Raw genomic sequence first — 18,418 nt, forward strand, 5'->3', positions numbered from 1 at the left:
ACGCCCCGCGCCCCGTTCAGGGGCGCTCCTTCCTCCGTATCTCTGACCAAGGAGCCCCAACCGTGACCGAGCACGTCGAGTGGAGTGAGCCGGAAGCCGTCGCCGCGCCGGTGACCGCCGCCGTCACGCCCGCCGACGCCGCCGACGCGGCGCGGCTCGTTGCGTTTGGACTGCAGCCCAAGCTCCAGCCCGCGCGCGATCAGGAGTACGCGGAGCTGCTGAGGCGGTACCGCGAGGACCCGCCCTTCGCGCGGCTTGCGGATGCCGTGGCCACGGGGCTCGGGCTGGTCGTGCTGGAGGTGTCCCCGCGCGCGGGGATGGCGGTGACCGCCGCCGAGGACTCGGTGTTCGCCGTGCGCATGGGCGACTACGCGCGGCGGGCGTCCGCCGATTCGGCCGACCGGTTCCTGCACGGGCTCGCGCATCTCGCCGTCGCCGCCATGGCGTTCCCGCGCCCCGAGGACCTCGCGGACGACGGGTACATAGGGCGCGTCTCGGTCAATGGCGTCGACGCGTTCGTACGGCAGGCCTGTCGGCGCCTGGAGGAGCGGGCCGAGGAGCAGGGTGAGAACACCGACCCGGCGACGGACGCGCCCGGCCTGGAGGCGGCCTGGCGGATCTGGGCGCGGCGCAGCTCCACCGGCGCCACCAAGGACGCGCGAAGACTGGCCGGTTCGACGACCGGCATCGTCGGCAAGGCCGTCGCGTTCCTCACCGACTCCGGGTTCCTGCAGCGCACCGGGGACGACGGGGGAGGGACGTACCGGACGACGGCCCGCTACCAGCTCCAGGTCCGTGACATGGCGGGCAGTGCGGCCATGGCCGAGCTGCTGGAGCTGGGCATCGTCCCGGTGACCGACGGCAACGCGACGCTGCTGCCCGCCGAGGACACCGACGACCTGGAGCTGGCCGCCGACGCCGGACTGCCCTTCCACTCCTGAACCCCGCCCGACCTTCCCAAGACTTACGACGAGAGTCCGCCGCCATGTACGAGCTGTCCCGGGTCCGCCTCTACTCCATCGGGCCTGCCGGTGCGCGCTATGCCGACACCGTGCTTGACCTGCGGGGTGTCGGCGAGCCCGTGCCCGACCCCGCGCCCACCCAGGCGGAGTTCTTCGAGGAGGAGCCCGTCGGGCCGCCGCGCCGGCCCGCGCCGGCGGGCGTGCTCTTCCTGGAGAACGGCGGCGGCAAGTCGGTGCTGCTCAAGCTGATCTTCTCGGTGATGCTCCCCGGGCACCGCAACACGCTGGGCGGTGCCAGCTCCGGTGTGCTGCGCAAGTTCCTGCTCGCCGACGACTGCGGGCATGTCGCGCTGGAATGGCAGCACACGCTGACCGGTGAGTGCGTCGTGGTCGGCAAGGTGAGCGAGTGGCGGGGACGGCAGGTCTCCAACGACCCGAGGAAGTTCGCCGAGGCCTGGTACTCGTTCCGGCCCGGGCCGGGGCTGAGCCTGGACAACCTGCCCGTCGCCGAGGCCACCGCCGTGCGCCCGCCCGTCGAGGGGGCCTCCGGCGCGCAGGGGCGGCGGCGCACCATGAAGGGCTTCCGGGACGCCCTCACCGAGGCGGGCAAGGCGTACCCACACCTCGAAGTGCACTGGGAGGAGATCCACGACCGGTGGAACGAGCACCTCGGTGACCTGGGCCTCGACCCCGAACTCTTCCGCTACCAGCGGGAGATGAACGCCGACGAGGGCGAGGCCGCCGGTCTCTTCGCCGTCAAGAAGGACTCCGACTTCACCGACCTGCTGCTGCGCGCGGTCACCGACACCCGCGACACGGACGGGCTCGCCGACCTGGTCAGCGGCTTCGGCAACAAGCTGGGACGGCGCGCCGAACTCATGGCCGAGCGCGACTTCACGGCCGGGTCCGTGGACCTGCTCGGCCGGATCGTCGACGCCGCCGAGGCACGGGCACGCGCGCGTGACATCCACGCGGGCGCCGAGCGGCGTACGCGGACGCTGGCGCGGCGGCTGTCCGCGCGGGCTGTGCAGGAGCGCGTACGCGCCGGTGAGCTCGCGCAGCGCGTGACCGCCGCCGCGTACGCCGTCACGCATGCCGAGGGCGCCCGCGAGCGCAGCGCGCTGATCGCGGCCGAACTCGCCTACCGGCACGCTTCGTTGGCGCTCGCCGGGGCGGAGAAGTCCGCGGCCGCGCAGAAGCGCGGGCTGGCCGACGCGCGCACGCTGCACTCCGCGTGGCAGGCCGCCGAGGCCGTGCTGCGGCACCGCGCCGCCGCCGACCGCTCCGCGCGCGTGGCCGCCGCGATCCGCGAGGCCGAGCGGGACGCCGCGCCCGCGCTCGCCGCGCGGGCCAAGGCAGCCGTGGATCTCGTACGCGCCCTGCACCGCGCCGCCGAAGGCGCCGAGGCGCTCGCGAACGAGGAGGAGGAGCGGTCCGCCGGGCTCCAGGAGGTCGGCGAGGCGGCGTACGCGGACTCGACCGCCGCGGCTACCGCCGCGCAGCGCGCCCGCAGTGAGGTCGGGCATCTGCGCCAGCGGCTGACGGAGGTCGAGCAGGAGACCGCCGAGGCGGTCCGCGCCGGCTGGCTCGACGACAGCGCCCCCGACGCCGACCCGGCGCGCGCCGCCCTCGCCGCCAGCGATGCCGAGAAGACAGCCGTCGCGGCCTGGGACACCGCCCGGGAAGCGTCGCGGCGTGCCTCGGAGCATGCCCGCGAGGCGGCGTCCGCCGAGTCCCGGGCCGAGCTGACGGCGGCGCGCGCGGCGGACGCCGCCACGGCGGCCGAGCGGGCGTACGGCGCCGAGCGGAGCACGGCGGAGGCGCTGGCGGGGGAGGAGCGGCTGGCGGAGCTGCTGAGCCTGCCGGGTAACCACTCGCTTGGAGGTGTCCCGCAGCCCCGTCGTGACGAAGGTGCCGCCGAGGCCGAAGGTCTCTCGCGTGAAACCCCCCTGTCCGCAGAGGAGTTGGACCAGTACGCCGACGAACTGCGCGAGCTCCTCGACGACGGTGTGGCCTCCGCCGAGCGGCAGCTCTTCGAGCTGCGCACCGCCGCGGCCGACGACGCGCGCATCCTCGGGGCCCTCGGCGACGGCGGGCTGCTGCCGCCAGGGCCGGATGTCCTGGCCACGGTCGAGTACCTCGGCGAGCACGGGATCCCCGCACTGCCTGGCTGGCGCTATCTGGCGCAGGCCGTCGACCCCGCCGACCACGCGCGCGTGCTGGCCGCCAGGCCGGAACTGGTCGACGGCGTGATCATCACCGACCCGGACACGCACGCACGGGCCCGGGAAGCGCTCAGCGAGGCCGCACTGCTGCCGCGGTCCGCCGTCGCGGTCGGTACGGCCGCCGCGCTGCTCGCCCCGACTCCGGCCCCCGACGCGGGAGACAGCGGTGTCTTCCTCGTACCGCCGAACCCGGCCATGCACGACGAGCACGCCGCCGACGAGGAGCGGCAGGCGCTGCGCGCCCGCGCGACCCAGCGGGACGAGGAGATCCGGGCGCTCGCGGCCCGGCTCGGCAAGGACCGCGAGCTGGCGGCGCGGCTGGCGTCCTGGCGGACCGGCTGCCCCGCGGGGCGGCTCGTCGAGCTCGCCGCGGCCGCCAGGGACGCGCGCGCGTTCGCCGAGGAGGCCGAGGCCGAGCTCGCCGAGGCGCGTACCGTCCGGGCGGAGGCCGACGAGGCGGCGGCCGAGGCGGCCCACGTACGGGATGAGCGTCAGGAGGCCGCCCAGCGGGCCCGGCGCGCCGCCGACGCGCTCGCCGGACTCGCCTTCCGGCTGCGCGAGCGCGCCGGCTGGCAGGTCAAGCTGCGCGAACTCGCCGACGAGGCCACGGAGTCGGAGGCCCGCGCCCAGGTCTGCCTGGAGCGCGCCCGCGCCGCCGACGAGGACCGCCGCGCCGCCCAGCGCGCCGCCGACGACGCCCGCCGTACGGCCCGTGCGCTGCGTGCCGAGCGCGCGGAGATCGCGGGCGCCCCCGACGACGTACCGGAGGACGAGGCAGGCGCGGCGAAGTCGTCGCTGCCCGCCCTGCGTGAGGCCTACCGGGCCGCGTCCCAGCTGTACGAGAAGGTCGGCGTCGGCGCCGACCTGCGGGCCGAGCAGGCGCGGGCCGAGAGCGACGAGAGCGCCGCGCTCGCGGAGCTGGACCGGCTGAGCAACAAGGTGCGCACCCGCGCGGCGCAGCTCCTGGAGTCGCCGGACGGCTCCGACGGGCCCTCCCGGCAGGCTGCCGCCGCGCGTGCCGAGGAGCTCGTGCAGCTCTTGGAGACCCGTATGTCGACGGCGAGCGAGCAGCTCGGACGGCTGCGCGGCGAGGCCGAGCGGCACGCGCCCGAGGACGGCGAGGCCCACACCGAGCTCCCGGAGGAACTCCAGCCGCGCGACGCCGAGCACGCCCAGGCGCTGCTGCGCACGGCGACCGCCGAACTCGCCTCCCGCACCGAGGCGTTGACGCAGGCCCGGGAGGCACACGCCGAGCTGTTGGAGGCCCACCGCGGGGCCGAGGACGCGGCGAGCGGGTTCGATGAGATCGCCGCCATGCTGCGGGACCTGCTGCGCGAGCACGCCTCCGAGGAGGAGCAGGAGGAGCCCGAGCCGTACCCCGGCAGCCTGGAGGAGGCCCGGCAGTCCGCCGCCGAGGCCCGCCGGTCGCTGCGGGGCTGTGCCGCCGATCTGTCCGCCGCCGAGGCCGCCGTACGCGAGGCGAGCGACGTTCTCGTACGGCACGCCAACTCCACGCGCTACGAGCAGGTGCGCACCCCGGCCCGGCAGCAGATCCGCGAGCTGCCCGCGTCCGCGCTGCCCGAGCATGCCCAGAAGTGGGCGGACGCCTTCGCACCCCGACTTCGCGTGCTCACTGACGAGTTGGCACAGCTGGAACGGAACCGGGACTCGATCGTGGACCGGCTCCGAGGCCTGGTCGAGTCGGCCCTGGCGACCCTTCGGTCCGCTCAGCGGCTCTCCCGGCTGCCCGAGGGGCTCGGCGAGTGGTCCGGGCAGGAGTTCCTGCGCATCCGCTTCGAGGAGCCCGACCAGGCCATACACACCGAGCGGCTCGGCGAGGTCATCGACGAGGCGACGCGCGCGGCGGTGAAGAAGAACTCCGACCTGCGACGCGATGGAATGTCCCTGTTGCTGAGGGGCGTTGCCGCCGCCCTTCAGCCCAAAGGCGTCGCCGTCGAGATCCTCAAGCCGGACGCGGTGCTGCGCGCCGAGCGCGTGCCCGTCGGGCAGATGGGCGACGTCTTCTCGGGCGGTCAGCTGCTCACGGCGGCCATCGCGTTGTACTGCACGATGGCGGCGCTGCGATCGAACGACCGAGGCCGCGACAAGCACCGGCACGCCGGCACGCTGTTCCTGGACAATCCCATCGGCCGCGCCAACGCCACGTATCTGCTGGAACTCCAGCGGGCCGTGTCGGACGCGCTCGGCGTCCAACTCCTCTACACCACCGGCCTGTTCGACACGACCGCGCTCGCCGAGTTCCCGCTGGTCATCCGCCTGCGCAACGACGCCGACCTGCGGGCCGGCCTGAAGTACATCAGCGTGGAGGAACACCTCCGCCCGGGGCTGCCGCAGCAGCCTCAGGGAGACGAGGCGGTGCACAGCGAGATCACGGCCACGCGGATGTTCAAACGCCCGGCGCCCGCAACCCCCTAGGGGCGCGGGACTGTGTCGATATGCGGCTCCGCGGCGTGGGTGCAGGCGGTGCTTGCGACAGCGAGGAAGTGCTCGGTCTTGCGTTCGTAGCGGCGTCGCAGCCGGTTACCCCGTGCCGCCAACCATCGTCGCAGGTGGGCGTGGTCGGCTCGCGTGTCGGGCGAGCCGATCGCACAGCGGAGAACCATTCCAGGTCGCCGCGGGAGTCGGGTTCGTCGAGGACCAGGCGGTGCAGCTCGGCCCACACCCCGGCCTTGCTCCACTCGGTGGACCGGCGCTGGGCCGTGGTCCTGGACGGACCGAACGACGCAGGGCGAAGCTGCTGCCACGTGCAGCCACATCGCGACGAACACGATCGCCGCCGACGCCTCTCGCCGGAACAGCCCCCACAACTCGTCCGACACCATCCGCTGAGCGATCCCCACCACAGCCGAGGGCCCACCTGGCCGATTGAGATGACCTGTAACGGACTCCAACGCCCCCTCCCGTCTCCTGGCGCACCGCCGGACACGGAGAAATGCGGCGATGAACTCCCGTTCCTCTCATGTAAGTTCAGGCTCGACCAGTTGTCCGAGGAGAGGAACTCTGCCTTGCGCACGCCCTACCGTCGTCTGACGACTGTCCTTGGGATAGCCGCGGCCTCCGCGTCGGCGCTCGTCCTGGGTACCGCCCCGGCACAGGCCGCCGGCAACATCTACGAGGCCTACAACGCCATCACCTCGCCGAGCGCGAAGACCGAGTTCGCCGAGGACGGCGAGATCCTCACCGCCCTCGACATGAAGAAGGACGGCCACGGCACCGCCGCCCAGTGGCGCTACAACTCGAGCTCCGCCACCCACTCGTACTACAACGGCTACGGCTACGCCGTCGCCCACGACTGGAACCTGTCCTTCGCGGAGGGCACCACCCTGCAGATCCGCGCCTGCCTGCAGGACACGTCCAACGGCACCCCGTACAGCTGCGGCGGCTGGGAGTACGCCAAGGCCTGACCGTCACAAGTCGGCGAACGGGCGGGCCCTCGGGCCCGCCGCTTTCGAGTTCGCAGGTCAGTGCTCGCCCTGCGCCGATGGCCGCGGCCCAGCGCCGGTTCACCGAGTGGGGCAAGGCCGGGGTGTGGGCCGAGCTGCACCGCCTGGTCCTCGACGACCTCGGCTCCCTCAAGGGTGCGACAACTGCCCCGTCCCGCCCTGTCGGCGTATGCGTTCCTGAGCCCGCTCCGCGGCACGCGCCTGCCGTCGTGTCCTGCGTCGCTCGCGCCGCAGGGACCGGGCGGTGCTGCTCGGTGCCGACACCACGCCGTTGCGCTGGTTCCACACCTGGCGCGTCACCCAGACGTCGAGCGCGGCCCACGTCGCCACAACGGTGCTCGCCACGCTGCTGAGGACCATCGGGAACGCCAGCCATGAACCGGCCAGCGTGCACAGGAACGCCACCATCGCCTGGATCAGCGTCACGGCGATGATCAGCACCGCCCGCACCGCGGCCGTACGCACCGGATCGGGCATCCGGCGCCGCCGCGCGGGCTCCTCGATCCACAACGGCCGGTAGTGCGGCTGCTCCTGAGCCGCGGCGCTCTCAGTGGTCCCGCCCCCGTGCGCCGGAATGTCGCGATCCAGTGCCTCGAGACCCCACCGCGCCGTCTGGTGCGCCGCATCGCCGTCCTCAGGCGCCACGCGCCGCTCCGCCGTGCCCATCAACTCGTCACTCCCCACCGCCCAGCAGGCCCCTCGCACTGGTGTCATGCGACACCGGCTCCCCAGTGGCTGCCCGGCTTGCGCTGCTTTACGCCGCCTGAGCGCGGCATGCGGCCCCTGTGACCGATTCCGCCCCCATCTCCCGTACAGAAGGACGAACGACATGCCGTGAAGATTCCCAACGAGCGAAAAAATCCAGCCAACTGACCAAGTTCACCGCTCCGATCCGATCCGGCCCCAAGTGCCGGATTCGGGGAGGCAATCTCCCCCAATGAACGGACAACTGCCCATGTCTCGTTCCCATCGCGCGGGGGCTGCGCCCGGACAGCTCTTCGAGTTACCTGTGCGTCGGTAGTAGGCTCACGCCGTTTGTTGACGCACATGTGTACCCCCGGGCTGACGGGGGCGAGCTGGGGGAGGCCATGCGCTTTCGCGGGAAGTCCATCCGCCGGAAGATCGTGGCGCTGCTCCTCGTGCCGCTGGTGTCCTTGACCGCGATCTGGGCCTTCGCGACCGTGCTCACGGGCCGCGCGGCCAACCAGCTGTTCAACGTGTCGGACATCGTGGAGAAGATCGGCTACCCCACCGAGGACACCGTCGGCGTCCTCCAGCAGGAACGTCGCCAGACCCTCGTCTATTTGGCCGATCCCCGCGCCTCTGACGGGCTTGCGGCGCTCAAGCGCAGCAGGACCGCCACCGACCGGGCCGTGGCGAAGATTCGTAGGAACGCCAAGGACGAGGACCTGCGCGAGGAGATGGGCGAGGGCACCGCGGGGCGCCTCACCTCCATCGTGGACGCCGTCCGCGGCATCGACTCGCTTCGCCGCAGCGTCGAGGACGGAACGGTGACCCGCGCCGAGGCCCTCAACCAGTACAACCTTCTCGTGGACCCCTGCTACGCCCTCCTGGCCTCCCTCGACGGCGTCGACAGCGTGACGATGGACAAGCAGGCCCGCGCCCTCCTCAACGTCACCCGCGCCCGCGAACTGCTCTCCCGCGAGGACGCGTTGCTCGGTTCCGCCCTTGTGGTCGGAAGGCTCTCCCGCGAGGAGATACGCGACGTCTCCGATCTCGTCGCCCAGCGCACCCTGCTCTACGACATCAGCCTGCCGCTGCTGCCCTCCTCGGAGCGCGAACGCTTCCAGCGCTATTGGAAGAACGCCGACACGGCGCCCCTGCGCGTGGCCGAGCGGTCCGTCGTCACCTCCGCCGCCGGCTCGCCCCGCGGCGTCACAGCGAAGAGCTGGGACAGTGCGGCCGGGCATGTCCTCGACGACCTCGGCGACCTCGACGACAAGGCGAGCGACCGCTATCAGGACCGCGTCCGGCCCGTGGCCATGGGCGTCATCGTCAAGGCGGTCATCGCGGGCGTCCTCGGGCTCATCGCCCTGCTGGTCTCGCTCGTCATGTCCGTACGCATCGGCCGGAGCCTCATCCGCGATCTGCGCCGACTGCGCCTGGAGGCGCACGAGGCGTCCGGCGTCCGACTGCCCAGCGTCATGCGCCGCCTCTCCGCCGGCGAACAGGTCGACGTCGAGACCGAAGTGCCCCGCCTGGAATACGACAAGAACGAGATCGGCGAGGTCGGCCAGGCACTCAACACCCTCCAGCGCGCCGCCGTCGAGGCCGCCGTCAAGCAGTCCGAACTGCGCGACGGCGTCTCCGAGGTCTTCGTCAACCTCGCGCGCCGCAGCCAGGTCCTGCTCCACAAGCAGCTCACCCTGCTCGACACCATGGAACGCAGGACCGAGGACACCGACGAACTCGCCGACCTGTTCCGCCTCGACCACCTGACCACACGCATGCGGCGTCACGCCGAGGGCCTGGTGATCCTCTCCGGCGCCGCCCCGTCCCGGCAGTGGCGCAAGCCGGTCCAGCTCATGGACATCGTCCGCGCCGCCGTCGCCGAGGTCGAGGACTACGAGCGCATCGAGGTACGGCGGCTGCCACGCGTCGCCGTCACGGGCCCGGCGGTTGCCGACCTCACCCACCTCGTGGCCGAACTCCTGGAGAACGCCACGGTGTTCTCACCCCCGCACACGGCCGTCCAGGTCCTCGGCGAGCGGGTCGCCAACGGCTTCACCCTGGAAATCCACGACCGCGGCCTGGGCATGGCCGCCGAGGCGCTCCTCGACGCCAACCTGCGGCTCGCCGAGACCCCCGAGTTCGAACTCTCCGACACCGACCGGCTCGGCCTCTTCGTGGTCAGCCGGCTCGCCCAGCGGCAGAACGTCCGTGTCTCGCTCCAGCCCTCCCCGTACGGCGGCACCACCGCGGTCGTGTTCATCCCCGACGCGCTGCTCACCGACGACGTCCCGGACACCAACGGTATTGGCTTCCGCCTCGACCGCGCGCTGCCCACGAAGGAGGGCGTGACCGAGGACGGCCGCAAGGCGGCGCTCTCCCAGGTGCCGGTGCGGCTCCCCGGCCTGCCCGCCTCGATCCTGGACGGTCCGGTCGAACTGGAGGCGCCGGTCGACCTGGACACCCTCACCGGTTTCCCGGGCGCCCTCGGCGACGAGGACAGCGAGCGCGGTGGTCTGTTCCGGCCGCGTCGCTCCATCGCCGGCGTCCCGGGCGAGCAGCACCAGCCGGCCGAGGACAGCCACGGCGAGCCCGCCCGCTCCGGCGGCGACGACCTTCCGGGTGCCGCCGCCGTCCCACTGCCGAGGCGCAGAGCCCCCAAGCTGGTCAGCTCGCACGGCCGTCCGGTGACCCAGACGAGGTCGCGGCGCGACGAGGCGGACGAGAAGCTCACCGAGGACTTCGCGTCACTGAAGGACCTCGAGCCGGTGCAGAGCCTGGAGCCGGTGGAACGCGGCACGGTGGAACTCGACGGCGCGAAGCCGCTGCCGGCCCGGCGCGGTGAGCGCGGCGAGACCCCAGCACGGCGGGGCGGAGAGCGGACCGAGGCCCCTGGCCTTCGCGAGGCTTCCGGTGCGCGCGAGGGTGCCGGGCTGCGGGAGACGTCCGGCAGGCGGGAGGCGTCCGGCCTCGCTGAGGCGCCCGGCCTTCGACATGCCCCCGCCCTCCCCCAACGCACCCGTCGCACCACCGCGTCGACGAGCACGAGCACGGACAAGACCACCCCGCGCTCCGACGCCGCGACGGGAGCGACGGAATCGGGCGCGGGCCCGCTGCCCCGCCGCGTCCGGCAGGCCAATCTGGCCCCGCAGTTGAAGGACGGCCCCGAGCGGCGCACCGAGCGCGACCAGGCCCGCACCGGTACGGGAGCGGACCTCGCCGAGCGCGACGCCGACGAGGTACGCAGCCGGATGGCCTCGCTCCAGCGGGGCTGGCAGCGCGGCCGCGAGGAGAACGCCGCGGGCGACGATGCCCAGGACGGCACAGCACCAGGAACGACAAAGGGGGACGGTCGATGACCGCACCGAAGGCCGCAGGGCCCACCACGACCAGTAAGGCGTCAGGCGAGCTGAACTGGCTTCTCGACGACCTGGTGGACCGCGTCGCCAGCATCCGCAAGGCGATCGTGCTCTCCGGCGACGGCCTTCCCACCGGGGCCTCCAAGGACCTCACCCGGGAAGACAGCGAGCATCTGGCCGCCGTCGCCTCCGGCTTCCACAGCCTCGCCAAGGGCGTCGGCCGCCACTTCGAGGCGGGCAGTGTCCGGCAGACCGTCGTGGAGCTGGACGAGGCCTTCCTGTTCGTCACGGCCGCCGGTGACGGCAGCTGCCTCGCCGTCCTCTCGGACGCCGACTCGGACGTCGGGCAGGTCGCGTACGAGATGACGCTCCTGGTCAAGCGGGTCGGCGTACATCTGGCCGCCGCTCCGCGCACCGATCTGCCTTCGGGCGGGTAGTGGGATGACATGAGCGGAGACGGTCAGGGAACACGCCACTGGTTCGACGACGAGGCCGGACCGGTGGTCCGTCCGTACGCCATGACACGTGGACGCACCACCAGTCCGGCCCAGCACCGCCTCGATCTGATCGCGGTGGTCGTCACGGAACACCATGCCGACGACCCCGAAGCGGACCAGACGCTGTCCCCGGAACACGTGGACATCGTCGAACTGTGCCGCGACGCCCCCCAGTCGGTCGCCGAACTCGCCGCGGAACTCGACCTGCCCATCGGAGTGGTACGGGTCCTCATCGGGGACCTCGTGGACGAGGAAATGGTCCATGTGACACGGCCCGTACCGCCTGCCGAACTGCCGGACGAGAGTATTCTGCGCGACGTGATCAACGGCCTCCGGGCGCTCTGAGCAGGGCGGAAGCGGGGAAACAGACGTGACAGGCTGGCAGTTCTGGGTCGACCGAGGCGGCACCTTCACGGACATCGTCGCGCGGCGCCCGGACGGCCGCCTGCTCACCCACAAGCTACTGTCCGAGAACCCGGCCAGATATGCCGACGCGGCGGTCGCGGGCGTGCGCGCACTTCTCGGTGGCGACGGCCAGGACGTCGCGGGCGCGCGCATCGACGCCGTCCGCATGGGCACCACCGTCGCCACCAACGCCCTCCTGGAACGCAAGGGCGAGCGCACAGTCCTCGTCGTCACCCGCGGCTTCCGAGACGCCCTGCGCATCGCCTACCAGAACCGCCCCCGTATCTTCGCCCGCGCGATCGAACTGCCCGAGCTGCTGTACGAGCGTGTCGTCGAGGTCGACGAGCGGATCGCCGCCGACGGCACGGTCCTGCGCGCCCCCGACCTGGACGGCCTCGCAGGACCTCTCCAGGAGGCGTACGACTCCGGGATCCGCGCGGTCGCCGTCGTTTGCATGCACAGCCACCTGCACCCCGCCCACGAACAAGCCGTCGGCGAGCTGGCGGCCCGTATCGGCTTCCCGCAGATCTCGCTCTCCAGCGAGGTCAGCCCGCTGATGAAGCTCGTCCCGCGCGGCGACACGGCCGTCGTCGACGCCTATCTGTCGCCCGGACTGCGCCGCTATGTCCAGCACGTCGCCGACGAACTTGAGGGCGTGCGGCTGATGTTCATGCAGTCCAACGGAGGTCTCGCCGAAGCGGGCCAGTTCCGCGGCAAGGACGCCATCCTGTCCGGACCCGCGGGCGGCATCGTCGGCATGGCCCGTATGTCGCAGCTCGCCGGCTTCGACCGCGTCATCGGGTTCGACATGGGCGGCACGTCCACGGATGTCTCGCACTTCGCGGGCGAGTACGAGCGGGTCTTCACCACCCAGATCGCCGGGGTCCGGCTGCGCGCGCCCATGCTGGACATCCACACCGTCGCCGCGGGCGGCGGTTCGGTGCTCCACTTCGACGGCTCCCGCTACCGCGTGGGCCCCGACTCGGCAGGCGCCGACCCCGGTCCCGCCTGCTACCGGGGTGGCGGCCCGCTCACCGTCACCGACGCCAACGTCGCGCTCGGCCGCATCCAATCCGCCCACTTCCCAGGGGTGTTCGGCCCCGACGGAGACCAGCCGCTCGACGACGCGCTGGTCCGCGACCGGTTCGCTGCCCTCGCGCGCGAGATCCGCGAGCGGACGGGCGACGACCGCACCCCGGAACAGGTCGCCGAGGGCTACCTCCAGATCGCCGTGGCCAACATCGCCAACGCCGTCAAGCGGATCTCGGTCCAAAAGGGCCACGACGTCACTCGGTACACGCTGACCACCTTCGGCGGCGCCGGCGGCCAGCACGCGTGCATGGTCGCCGACTCGCTGGGCATCCGCACCGTCCTCGTCCCGCCCATGGCCGGTGTCCTGTCCGCCCTCGGCATCGGACTCGCCGATACGACGGCCATGCGCGAGCAGTCCGTGGAGGCGCCCCTGAAAGCCTCCTCGATGCCGGCCGTCCTGAAGACCGCCGACGACCTGGAGGGCGCCACTCGCACCGAACTCCTCGACGAGGACGTGCCCGAGGACCACATCCAGGTCACCCGCCGCGCCCAGCTCCGCTATGACGGCACTGACACAGCACTCACCGTCGAGCTCACCGAGCCCGACACCATGACCCACGCCTTCGAAGAACGCCATCGCGCCACCTACTCCTTCACCCTCGACCGCCCGGTCGTCGTGGAAGCCCTCTCCGTAGAGGCCACCGGTCTCACCGAACCCCCCGATCTCTCCGCCCTCGCTCCCTACGAAGCCGCCCCCGAAGGCCGCCCCGCCGCTTCGGAGACCGTCAGCCTGCACACGGGCGGTGCCTGGCGGGACGTCCCCCTCCATCGCCGCGAGGAACTGCCCCCCGGCGAAACGGTCACCGGCCCCGCGATCATCACCGAGGCCGGCGCGACGACCGTCGTCGATGACGGCTGGCGGGCCGCGACGACCGACGACGGGCATCTGGTCATGGAACGCGTGGCGGTTACGGAGAGTTCCGATCTCGGCACGGAAGCGGATCCCGTTCTCCTCGAGGTCTTCAACAACCTGTTCATGTCGATCGCAGAACAGATGGGCGCCCGTCTGGAGTCCACCGCCCAGTCGGTCAACATCAAAGAGCGCCTGGACTTCTCCTGCGCCCTCTTCGACCCCGACGGCAACCTCGTCGCCAACGCCCCGCACATCCCTGTGCACTTGGGCTCGATGGGCACCAGCGTGAAGGAGGTGATCCGGCGCCGCGGCGACAGCATGCGCCCGGGCGACACCTACGCGGTGAACGACCCGTACCACGGCGGCACCCACCTGCCGGACGTCACCGTGATCACTCCGGTCTTTGACACGGAGAGCACGGAGGGTGAGCGGATCCTCTTCTATGTCGCCTCGCGCGGCCACCACGCCGAGATCGGCGGCATCGCACCGGGCTCCATGCCCGCGAACAGCCGCACCATCGACGAGGAGGGCATCCTCTTCGACAACTGGCTGCTCGCCGAGAACGGCCGCTTCCGTGAGGCCGAAACCCTGGCCCTGCTCACCGAGGCGCCCTACCCCTCGCGCAACCCGAAGACCAACCTCGCCGACCTGCGCGCCCAGATCGCCGCCAACCAGAAGGGCGTCGACGAAGTCGGCCGCATGATCGAGGACTTCGGGCTCGATGTCGTCCAGGCGTACATGAGGCACGTCCAGGACAACGCGGAGGAATCGGTGCGCCGCGTCATCGACGCTCTTGAAGACGGTGAGTTCGCCTACGAGACCGACTCCGGGGCCGTCATCCGTGTCCGTATCTCCGTAGACCGCGAAAAACGCTCCGCCACCGTCGATTTCACCGGTACGTCCCCGCAGCTCACCACCAACTTCAACGCGCCCTTCGCGGTGGTCAACGCCGCTGTCCTGTATGTCTTCCGCACCCTGGTCGCCGACGACATCCCTCTCAACGACGGCTGTCTGCGCCCCCTCGACATCGTGGTGCCGCCGGGGTCGATGCTCGCCCCCGAGCCTCCGGCCGCCGTCGTCGCGGGCAACGTGGAGACGTCCCAGGCGATCACCGGTGCCCTGTACGCGGCCCTGGGAGTGCAGGCCGAGGGCTCCGGCACCATGAACAACGTCACCTTCGGCAACGAGCGGTACCAGTACTACGAGACCGTGGCCTCGGGATCGGGCGCGGGTGACGGTTTCTCCGGCGCGCCGGTCGTGCAGACCCATATGACCAACTCGCGGCTCACCGACCCCGAGGTCCTGGAGTGGCGGCTGCCGGTCCGGCTCGAGGAGTTCGCGGTGCGGCGCGGCAGCGGCGGCGCGGGCCTCCGGCACGGCGGGGACGGCGCCGTGCGCCGCATCCGGTTCCTGGAGCCGATGACCGTCTCCACGCTCTCCCAGCACCGCCGGGTGCCGCCCTACGGAATGGCGGGCGGTGCGCCCGGAGCACTCGGCGCCAACCGGGTGGAGCGGGCGGACGGCACGATCACCGAACTTGGCGGAAGTGATTCGACGGACGTCGGCCCCGGCGACGTACTCGTCATCGAAACCCCTGGCGGCGGGGGCTACGGCCCACCGCCGCACGACCCCCATCAAGCAGGAGAAGAGATCGATGATCTTCGGGCGTTCTGAGCGCGGCAAGCCTCCGGTCGAGCCCGTCACGCTCAAGATCCTCGTGGCCGGCGGCTTCGGCGTGGGCAAGACGACGCTGGTCGGCGCGGTCAGCGAGATCAAGCCGCTGCGCACCGAGGAGGTGCTCACCGAGGCGGGCCGGCCGATCGACGATACGAGCGGTGTGGAGGGCAAACACACCACCACCGTCGCCATGGACTTCGGCCGCATCACGCTCCGCGAGGACCTGGTGCTCTACCTCTTCGGGACGCCCGGGCAGGACCGCTTCTGGTTCCTGTGGGACGAACTCGCCACCGGCTCGCTGGGCGCCGTCGTCCTCGCCGACACCCGCCGCCTGGAGGACTGCTTCGCCGCCGTCGACTACTTCGAGAGGCGTTCCATACCCTTCGTGGTCGGCGTCAACTGCTTTGAGGGCGCGGCTCGTTACCCCGCCGACGACGTCCGCCAGGCCCTCGACCTCGACCCCGGAGTGCCGGTCCTCCTCTGCGACGCCCGGGACCGGGAGTCGGTCAAGGAAGTCCTCATCGGAGTCGTCCAGCACGCCATGGCATTCGCGGCCGACCGCCGCCAGACGGTCACGACCTGACGCACAGGTACGGCCCGTACCCCCGCCGACCGGGGTACGGGCCGCAGTCATGCACGCGCGCGTGGCTCACGCGAGACGCACGCGCGCGTGGACCCCTGTTTCAGCTGACCTCGTCCTCGTGCCAGCCGAAGCTCTTCTCCACCGCCTTGCGCCAGTTGTGGTACTCGCCGTCGCGTACGGAGGACTCCATGGCCGGCGTCCACTCGACGTCCTTCTGCCAGTGCGCCTTGAGCTCGTCGAGGTCGTTCCACACACCGGTCGCGAGCCCGGCCGCGTACGCGGCTCCCAGGCACGTCGTCTCGGAGACCTTCGGGCGGATCACCGGCACCCCGAGGACATCCGCCTGGTGCTGCATCAGCAGATTGTTCTTGGTCATGCCGCCGTCCACCTTCAGGGTGGTGATCTGCACCCCGGAGTCCTGGTACATGGCGTCGACGACCTCACGCGTCTGCCAGCTGGTCGCCTCCAGGACCGCGCGGGCCAGGTGCGCCTTCGTGACGTACCGGGTGAGGCCGGTGACGACACCGCGCGCGTCGGAGCGCCAGTACGGGGCGAACAGGCCCGAGAACGCGGGCACGATGTACGCGCCGCCATTGTCCTCGACGCTCGCCGCCAGTGTCTCGATCTCGTCCGCGGTGCGGATGATGCCCAGCTGGTCGCGGAACCACTGCACCAGCGCCCCGGTGATCGCGATCGACCCCTCGAGGCAGTAGACCGGCGCCTCGGTGCCGATCTTGTACCCCATGGTGGTCAACAGCCCGTTCTTCGAGGGAACGGGCCGGTTACCGGTGTTGAGCAGCAGGAAGCTCCCCGTGCCGTACGTGTTCTTCGCCGTGCCCACGTCGTAGCAGGCCTGCCCGAACACCGCCGCCTGCTGGTCGCCTAGCGCCGACGCGACGGGGACGCCCGAGAGTTGGCCCACGGCGGTGCCGTACACCTCGGAGGAGGACCTGATCTCGGGGAGCACCGCTTCGGGGACGTTCATCGCGGAGAGGATGGACTGGTCCCACTGGAGCGTCTCCAGGTTCATCAGCATGGTGCGCCCGGCGTTGGTCACGTCGGTGACGTGCTGTCCGCCGTCCGTGCCGCCGGTCAGGTTCCAGATCAGCCAGGAGTCGATGGTGCCGAACGCGATCTCGCCGCGCTCGGCACGCGCGCGCAGACCGGGGACGTTGTCGAGCAGCCAGGCCGCCTTGGGCCCGGAGAAGTAGCTGGCCAGCGGCAGTCCGGTCTGCTCGCGGAAGCGGTCCTGCCCGTCCGAGCCGCCCAACTCGTTGCAGAGCGCGGACGTACGGGTGTCCTGCCAGACGATCGCGTTGTGCACGGGCTTGCCGGTGGCGCGGTCCCACAGGACCGTCGTCTCGCGCTGGTTGGTGATGCCGAGCGCGCTGACCTGGTCGGCGCGCAGACCGGCCTTGGCGATCGCGCCCGCGACCACCGCCTGCACCTTGGACCAGATCTCGGTGGCGTCGTGCTCCACCCAGCCCGGCTTCGGGAAGATCTGGCGGTGCTCGCGCTGGTCGACGGCGACGATCGCGCCGTCCTGGTTGAAGATGATGCAGCGGCTTGAGGTGGTGCCCTGGTCGATTGCGGCGACGTACTTCTCGGCATGGTCCGTCATGACGTCCCCTTCGTCAGAAGGCTGCGTTGTAGATCGCGGCCCCGATGGCGGCACCCGCGATCGGGCCGACCACCGGGATCCAGGAGTAACTCCACTCCGAGGTGCCCTTGTTGGGAATCGGCAGCAGCGCGTGGGTGAGGCGCGGCCCCAGGTCGCGGGCCGGGTTGATGGCGTACCCGGTGGGGCCGCCCAATGAGAGGCCTATGCCGACGACGAGGAGGGAGATGAGCAGGACGGGCAGGCCCGCGTCGCCGATGCCCGCGACGTGCTTGCTCCCGCCGACCAGCCCGAGGATGGGCAGCATCAGGGCGGCGGTGGCGATGATCTCGGTGATCAGGTTCTGCACGGGGTTGTTGATCTCGGGCCGTGTCGAGAAGATCCCCAGCGTCTCGATGGCCTTGTCCTCCTCGGAGTTGAGGTTGAACTGGCCGAGGTAGAGCAGCCAGCAGAGGGTGGCCCCGATGATGGCTCCGGCGAACTGCCCGAGGATGTAGAAGGGCACGTCCTCCCACTTCGTGGAGCCCTCGATCGCGAAACCGATGGTCACCGCCGGGTTGATCTGACCTCCGGACAGCGGTGCCGAGGTGTACGCGCCGGCGAGCACGCCGAAGCCCCACCCGAAGGCGATGACCACCCAGCCAGCTCCCTGCGCCTTGGACTTGTTGAGGGTGACCGCGGCACACACTCCCGCGCCGAACAGGATCAGAATTGCGGTGCCGATCAACTCGCCGACAAAGATGTCTCCGTTGCTCATGGCGGCTCCTAGGCCCTCGCCCGGGGCGATCGGCCCCGGTCCACCGTGCAGGGTGCGTTTCCCATGGCTACTTCAGCCGAGGGCAGGGAGGTCCCGCGCCCCGCCCGGCGTCCGTGATGAGCGTGCCGTCGCAGCGGAATCGCCCGTGGGGACGGCCCGTGGGTACAGGTCGGAAACCCGAGCGGCGCGGTGCCTGAAGACGCCCGAATGCGGCGATGCCGACTGACACCCGGAAG

At 71.5% G+C, this 18,418-nt stretch carries 11 protein-coding genes; 8 read left to right on the top strand and 3 right to left on the bottom strand.

The genetic code is table 11. The annotated features are described in order from the left end of the window. Positions 1–62 precede the first annotated feature (62 nt). The 3 genes from ACFY0T_RS15000 to ACFY0T_RS15010 all read left to right on the top strand — a co-directional run bounded on the left by ACFY0T_RS15000 (position 63) and on the right by ACFY0T_RS15010 (position 6,612). The gene (locus ACFY0T_RS15000; protein WP_388869313.1) at positions 63–941 is read left to right on the top strand and encodes a hypothetical protein; all 879 of its coding nucleotides are present in this window, start codon (positions 63–65) and stop codon (positions 939–941) included. A gap of 44 nt (positions 942–985) precedes the next feature. Beyond that, positions 986–5,623 carry a hypothetical protein gene (locus ACFY0T_RS15005; protein WP_388869316.1) on the top strand — a complete coding sequence of 1,546 codons (4,638 nt, stop codon included), beginning with the start codon at positions 986–988 and terminating at the stop codon, positions 5,621–5,623. Positions 5,624–6,213: 590 nt separating this feature from the next. After that, entirely contained in the window at positions 6,214–6,612 is a 399-nt protein-coding gene (locus tag ACFY0T_RS15010) for a hypothetical protein (RefSeq protein WP_388869319.1), read from the top strand. A 168-nt stretch (positions 6,613–6,780) separates the two neighbouring features. Here ACFY0T_RS15010 and ACFY0T_RS15015 read toward each other — a convergent pair whose 3' ends face one another. After that, a complete protein-coding gene (locus ACFY0T_RS15015) occupies positions 6,781–7,317 on the bottom strand; it encodes a hypothetical protein (RefSeq protein ID WP_388869423.1) in 537 nt (178 codons plus the stop codon). A gap of 422 nt (positions 7,318–7,739) precedes the next feature. On the opposite strand from ACFY0T_RS15015, the gene ACFY0T_RS15020 reads away from it, so the two are divergent. The 5 genes from ACFY0T_RS15020 to ACFY0T_RS15040 are packed head-to-tail and all read left to right on the top strand — an operon-like array spanning position 7,740 to position 15,807. Then, a complete protein-coding gene (locus ACFY0T_RS15020; RefSeq protein ID WP_388869321.1) occupies positions 7,740–10,700 on the top strand; it encodes a nitrate- and nitrite sensing domain-containing protein in 2,961 nt (986 codons plus the stop codon). Next, entirely contained in the window at positions 10,697–11,137 is a 441-nt protein-coding gene (locus tag ACFY0T_RS15025; protein WP_388869323.1) for a roadblock/LC7 domain-containing protein, read from the top strand. The genes ACFY0T_RS15020 and ACFY0T_RS15025 overlap by 4 nt, the downstream gene beginning before the upstream one ends. Before the next feature lie 9 nt (positions 11,138–11,146). Then, the gene (locus ACFY0T_RS15030; RefSeq protein WP_388869326.1) at positions 11,147–11,542 is read left to right on the top strand and encodes a DUF742 domain-containing protein; all 396 of its coding nucleotides are present in this window, start codon (positions 11,147–11,149) and stop codon (positions 11,540–11,542) included. A gap of 25 nt (positions 11,543–11,567) precedes the next feature. After that, positions 11,568–15,221, top strand: a complete 3,654-nt coding sequence (locus ACFY0T_RS15035; protein WP_388869328.1) for a hydantoinase B/oxoprolinase family protein — start codon at positions 11,568–11,570, stop codon at positions 15,219–15,221. After that, positions 15,202–15,807 (top strand): ATP/GTP-binding protein, encoded by a 606-nt coding sequence (locus ACFY0T_RS15040; RefSeq protein ID WP_388869331.1) that lies wholly within the window; start codon positions 15,202–15,204, stop codon positions 15,805–15,807. The genes ACFY0T_RS15035 and ACFY0T_RS15040 overlap by 20 nt, the downstream gene beginning before the upstream one ends. Before the next feature lie 100 nt (positions 15,808–15,907). Here the strand turns inward: ACFY0T_RS15040 and glpK are convergent, their stop codons facing one another. Together glpK and ACFY0T_RS15050 are read right to left on the bottom strand one after the other, a co-directional pair. After that, complete coding sequence (glpK, locus tag ACFY0T_RS15045) at positions 15,908–17,428, bottom strand: glycerol kinase GlpK (RefSeq protein ID WP_388869334.1); 1,521 nt, start codon at positions 17,426–17,428, stop codon at positions 15,908–15,910. A gap of 13 nt (positions 17,429–17,441) precedes the next feature. Next, positions 17,442–18,182 (bottom strand): MIP/aquaporin family protein, encoded by a 741-nt coding sequence (locus ACFY0T_RS15050; protein WP_388869337.1) that lies wholly within the window; start codon positions 18,180–18,182, stop codon positions 17,442–17,444. Between the last annotated feature and the right edge of the window lie 236 nt (positions 18,183–18,418).

Source organism: Streptomyces sp. NPDC001530 (assembly GCF_042894545.1).
Classification (GTDB): Bacteria; Actinomycetota; Actinomycetes; order Streptomycetales; family Streptomycetaceae; genus Streptomyces.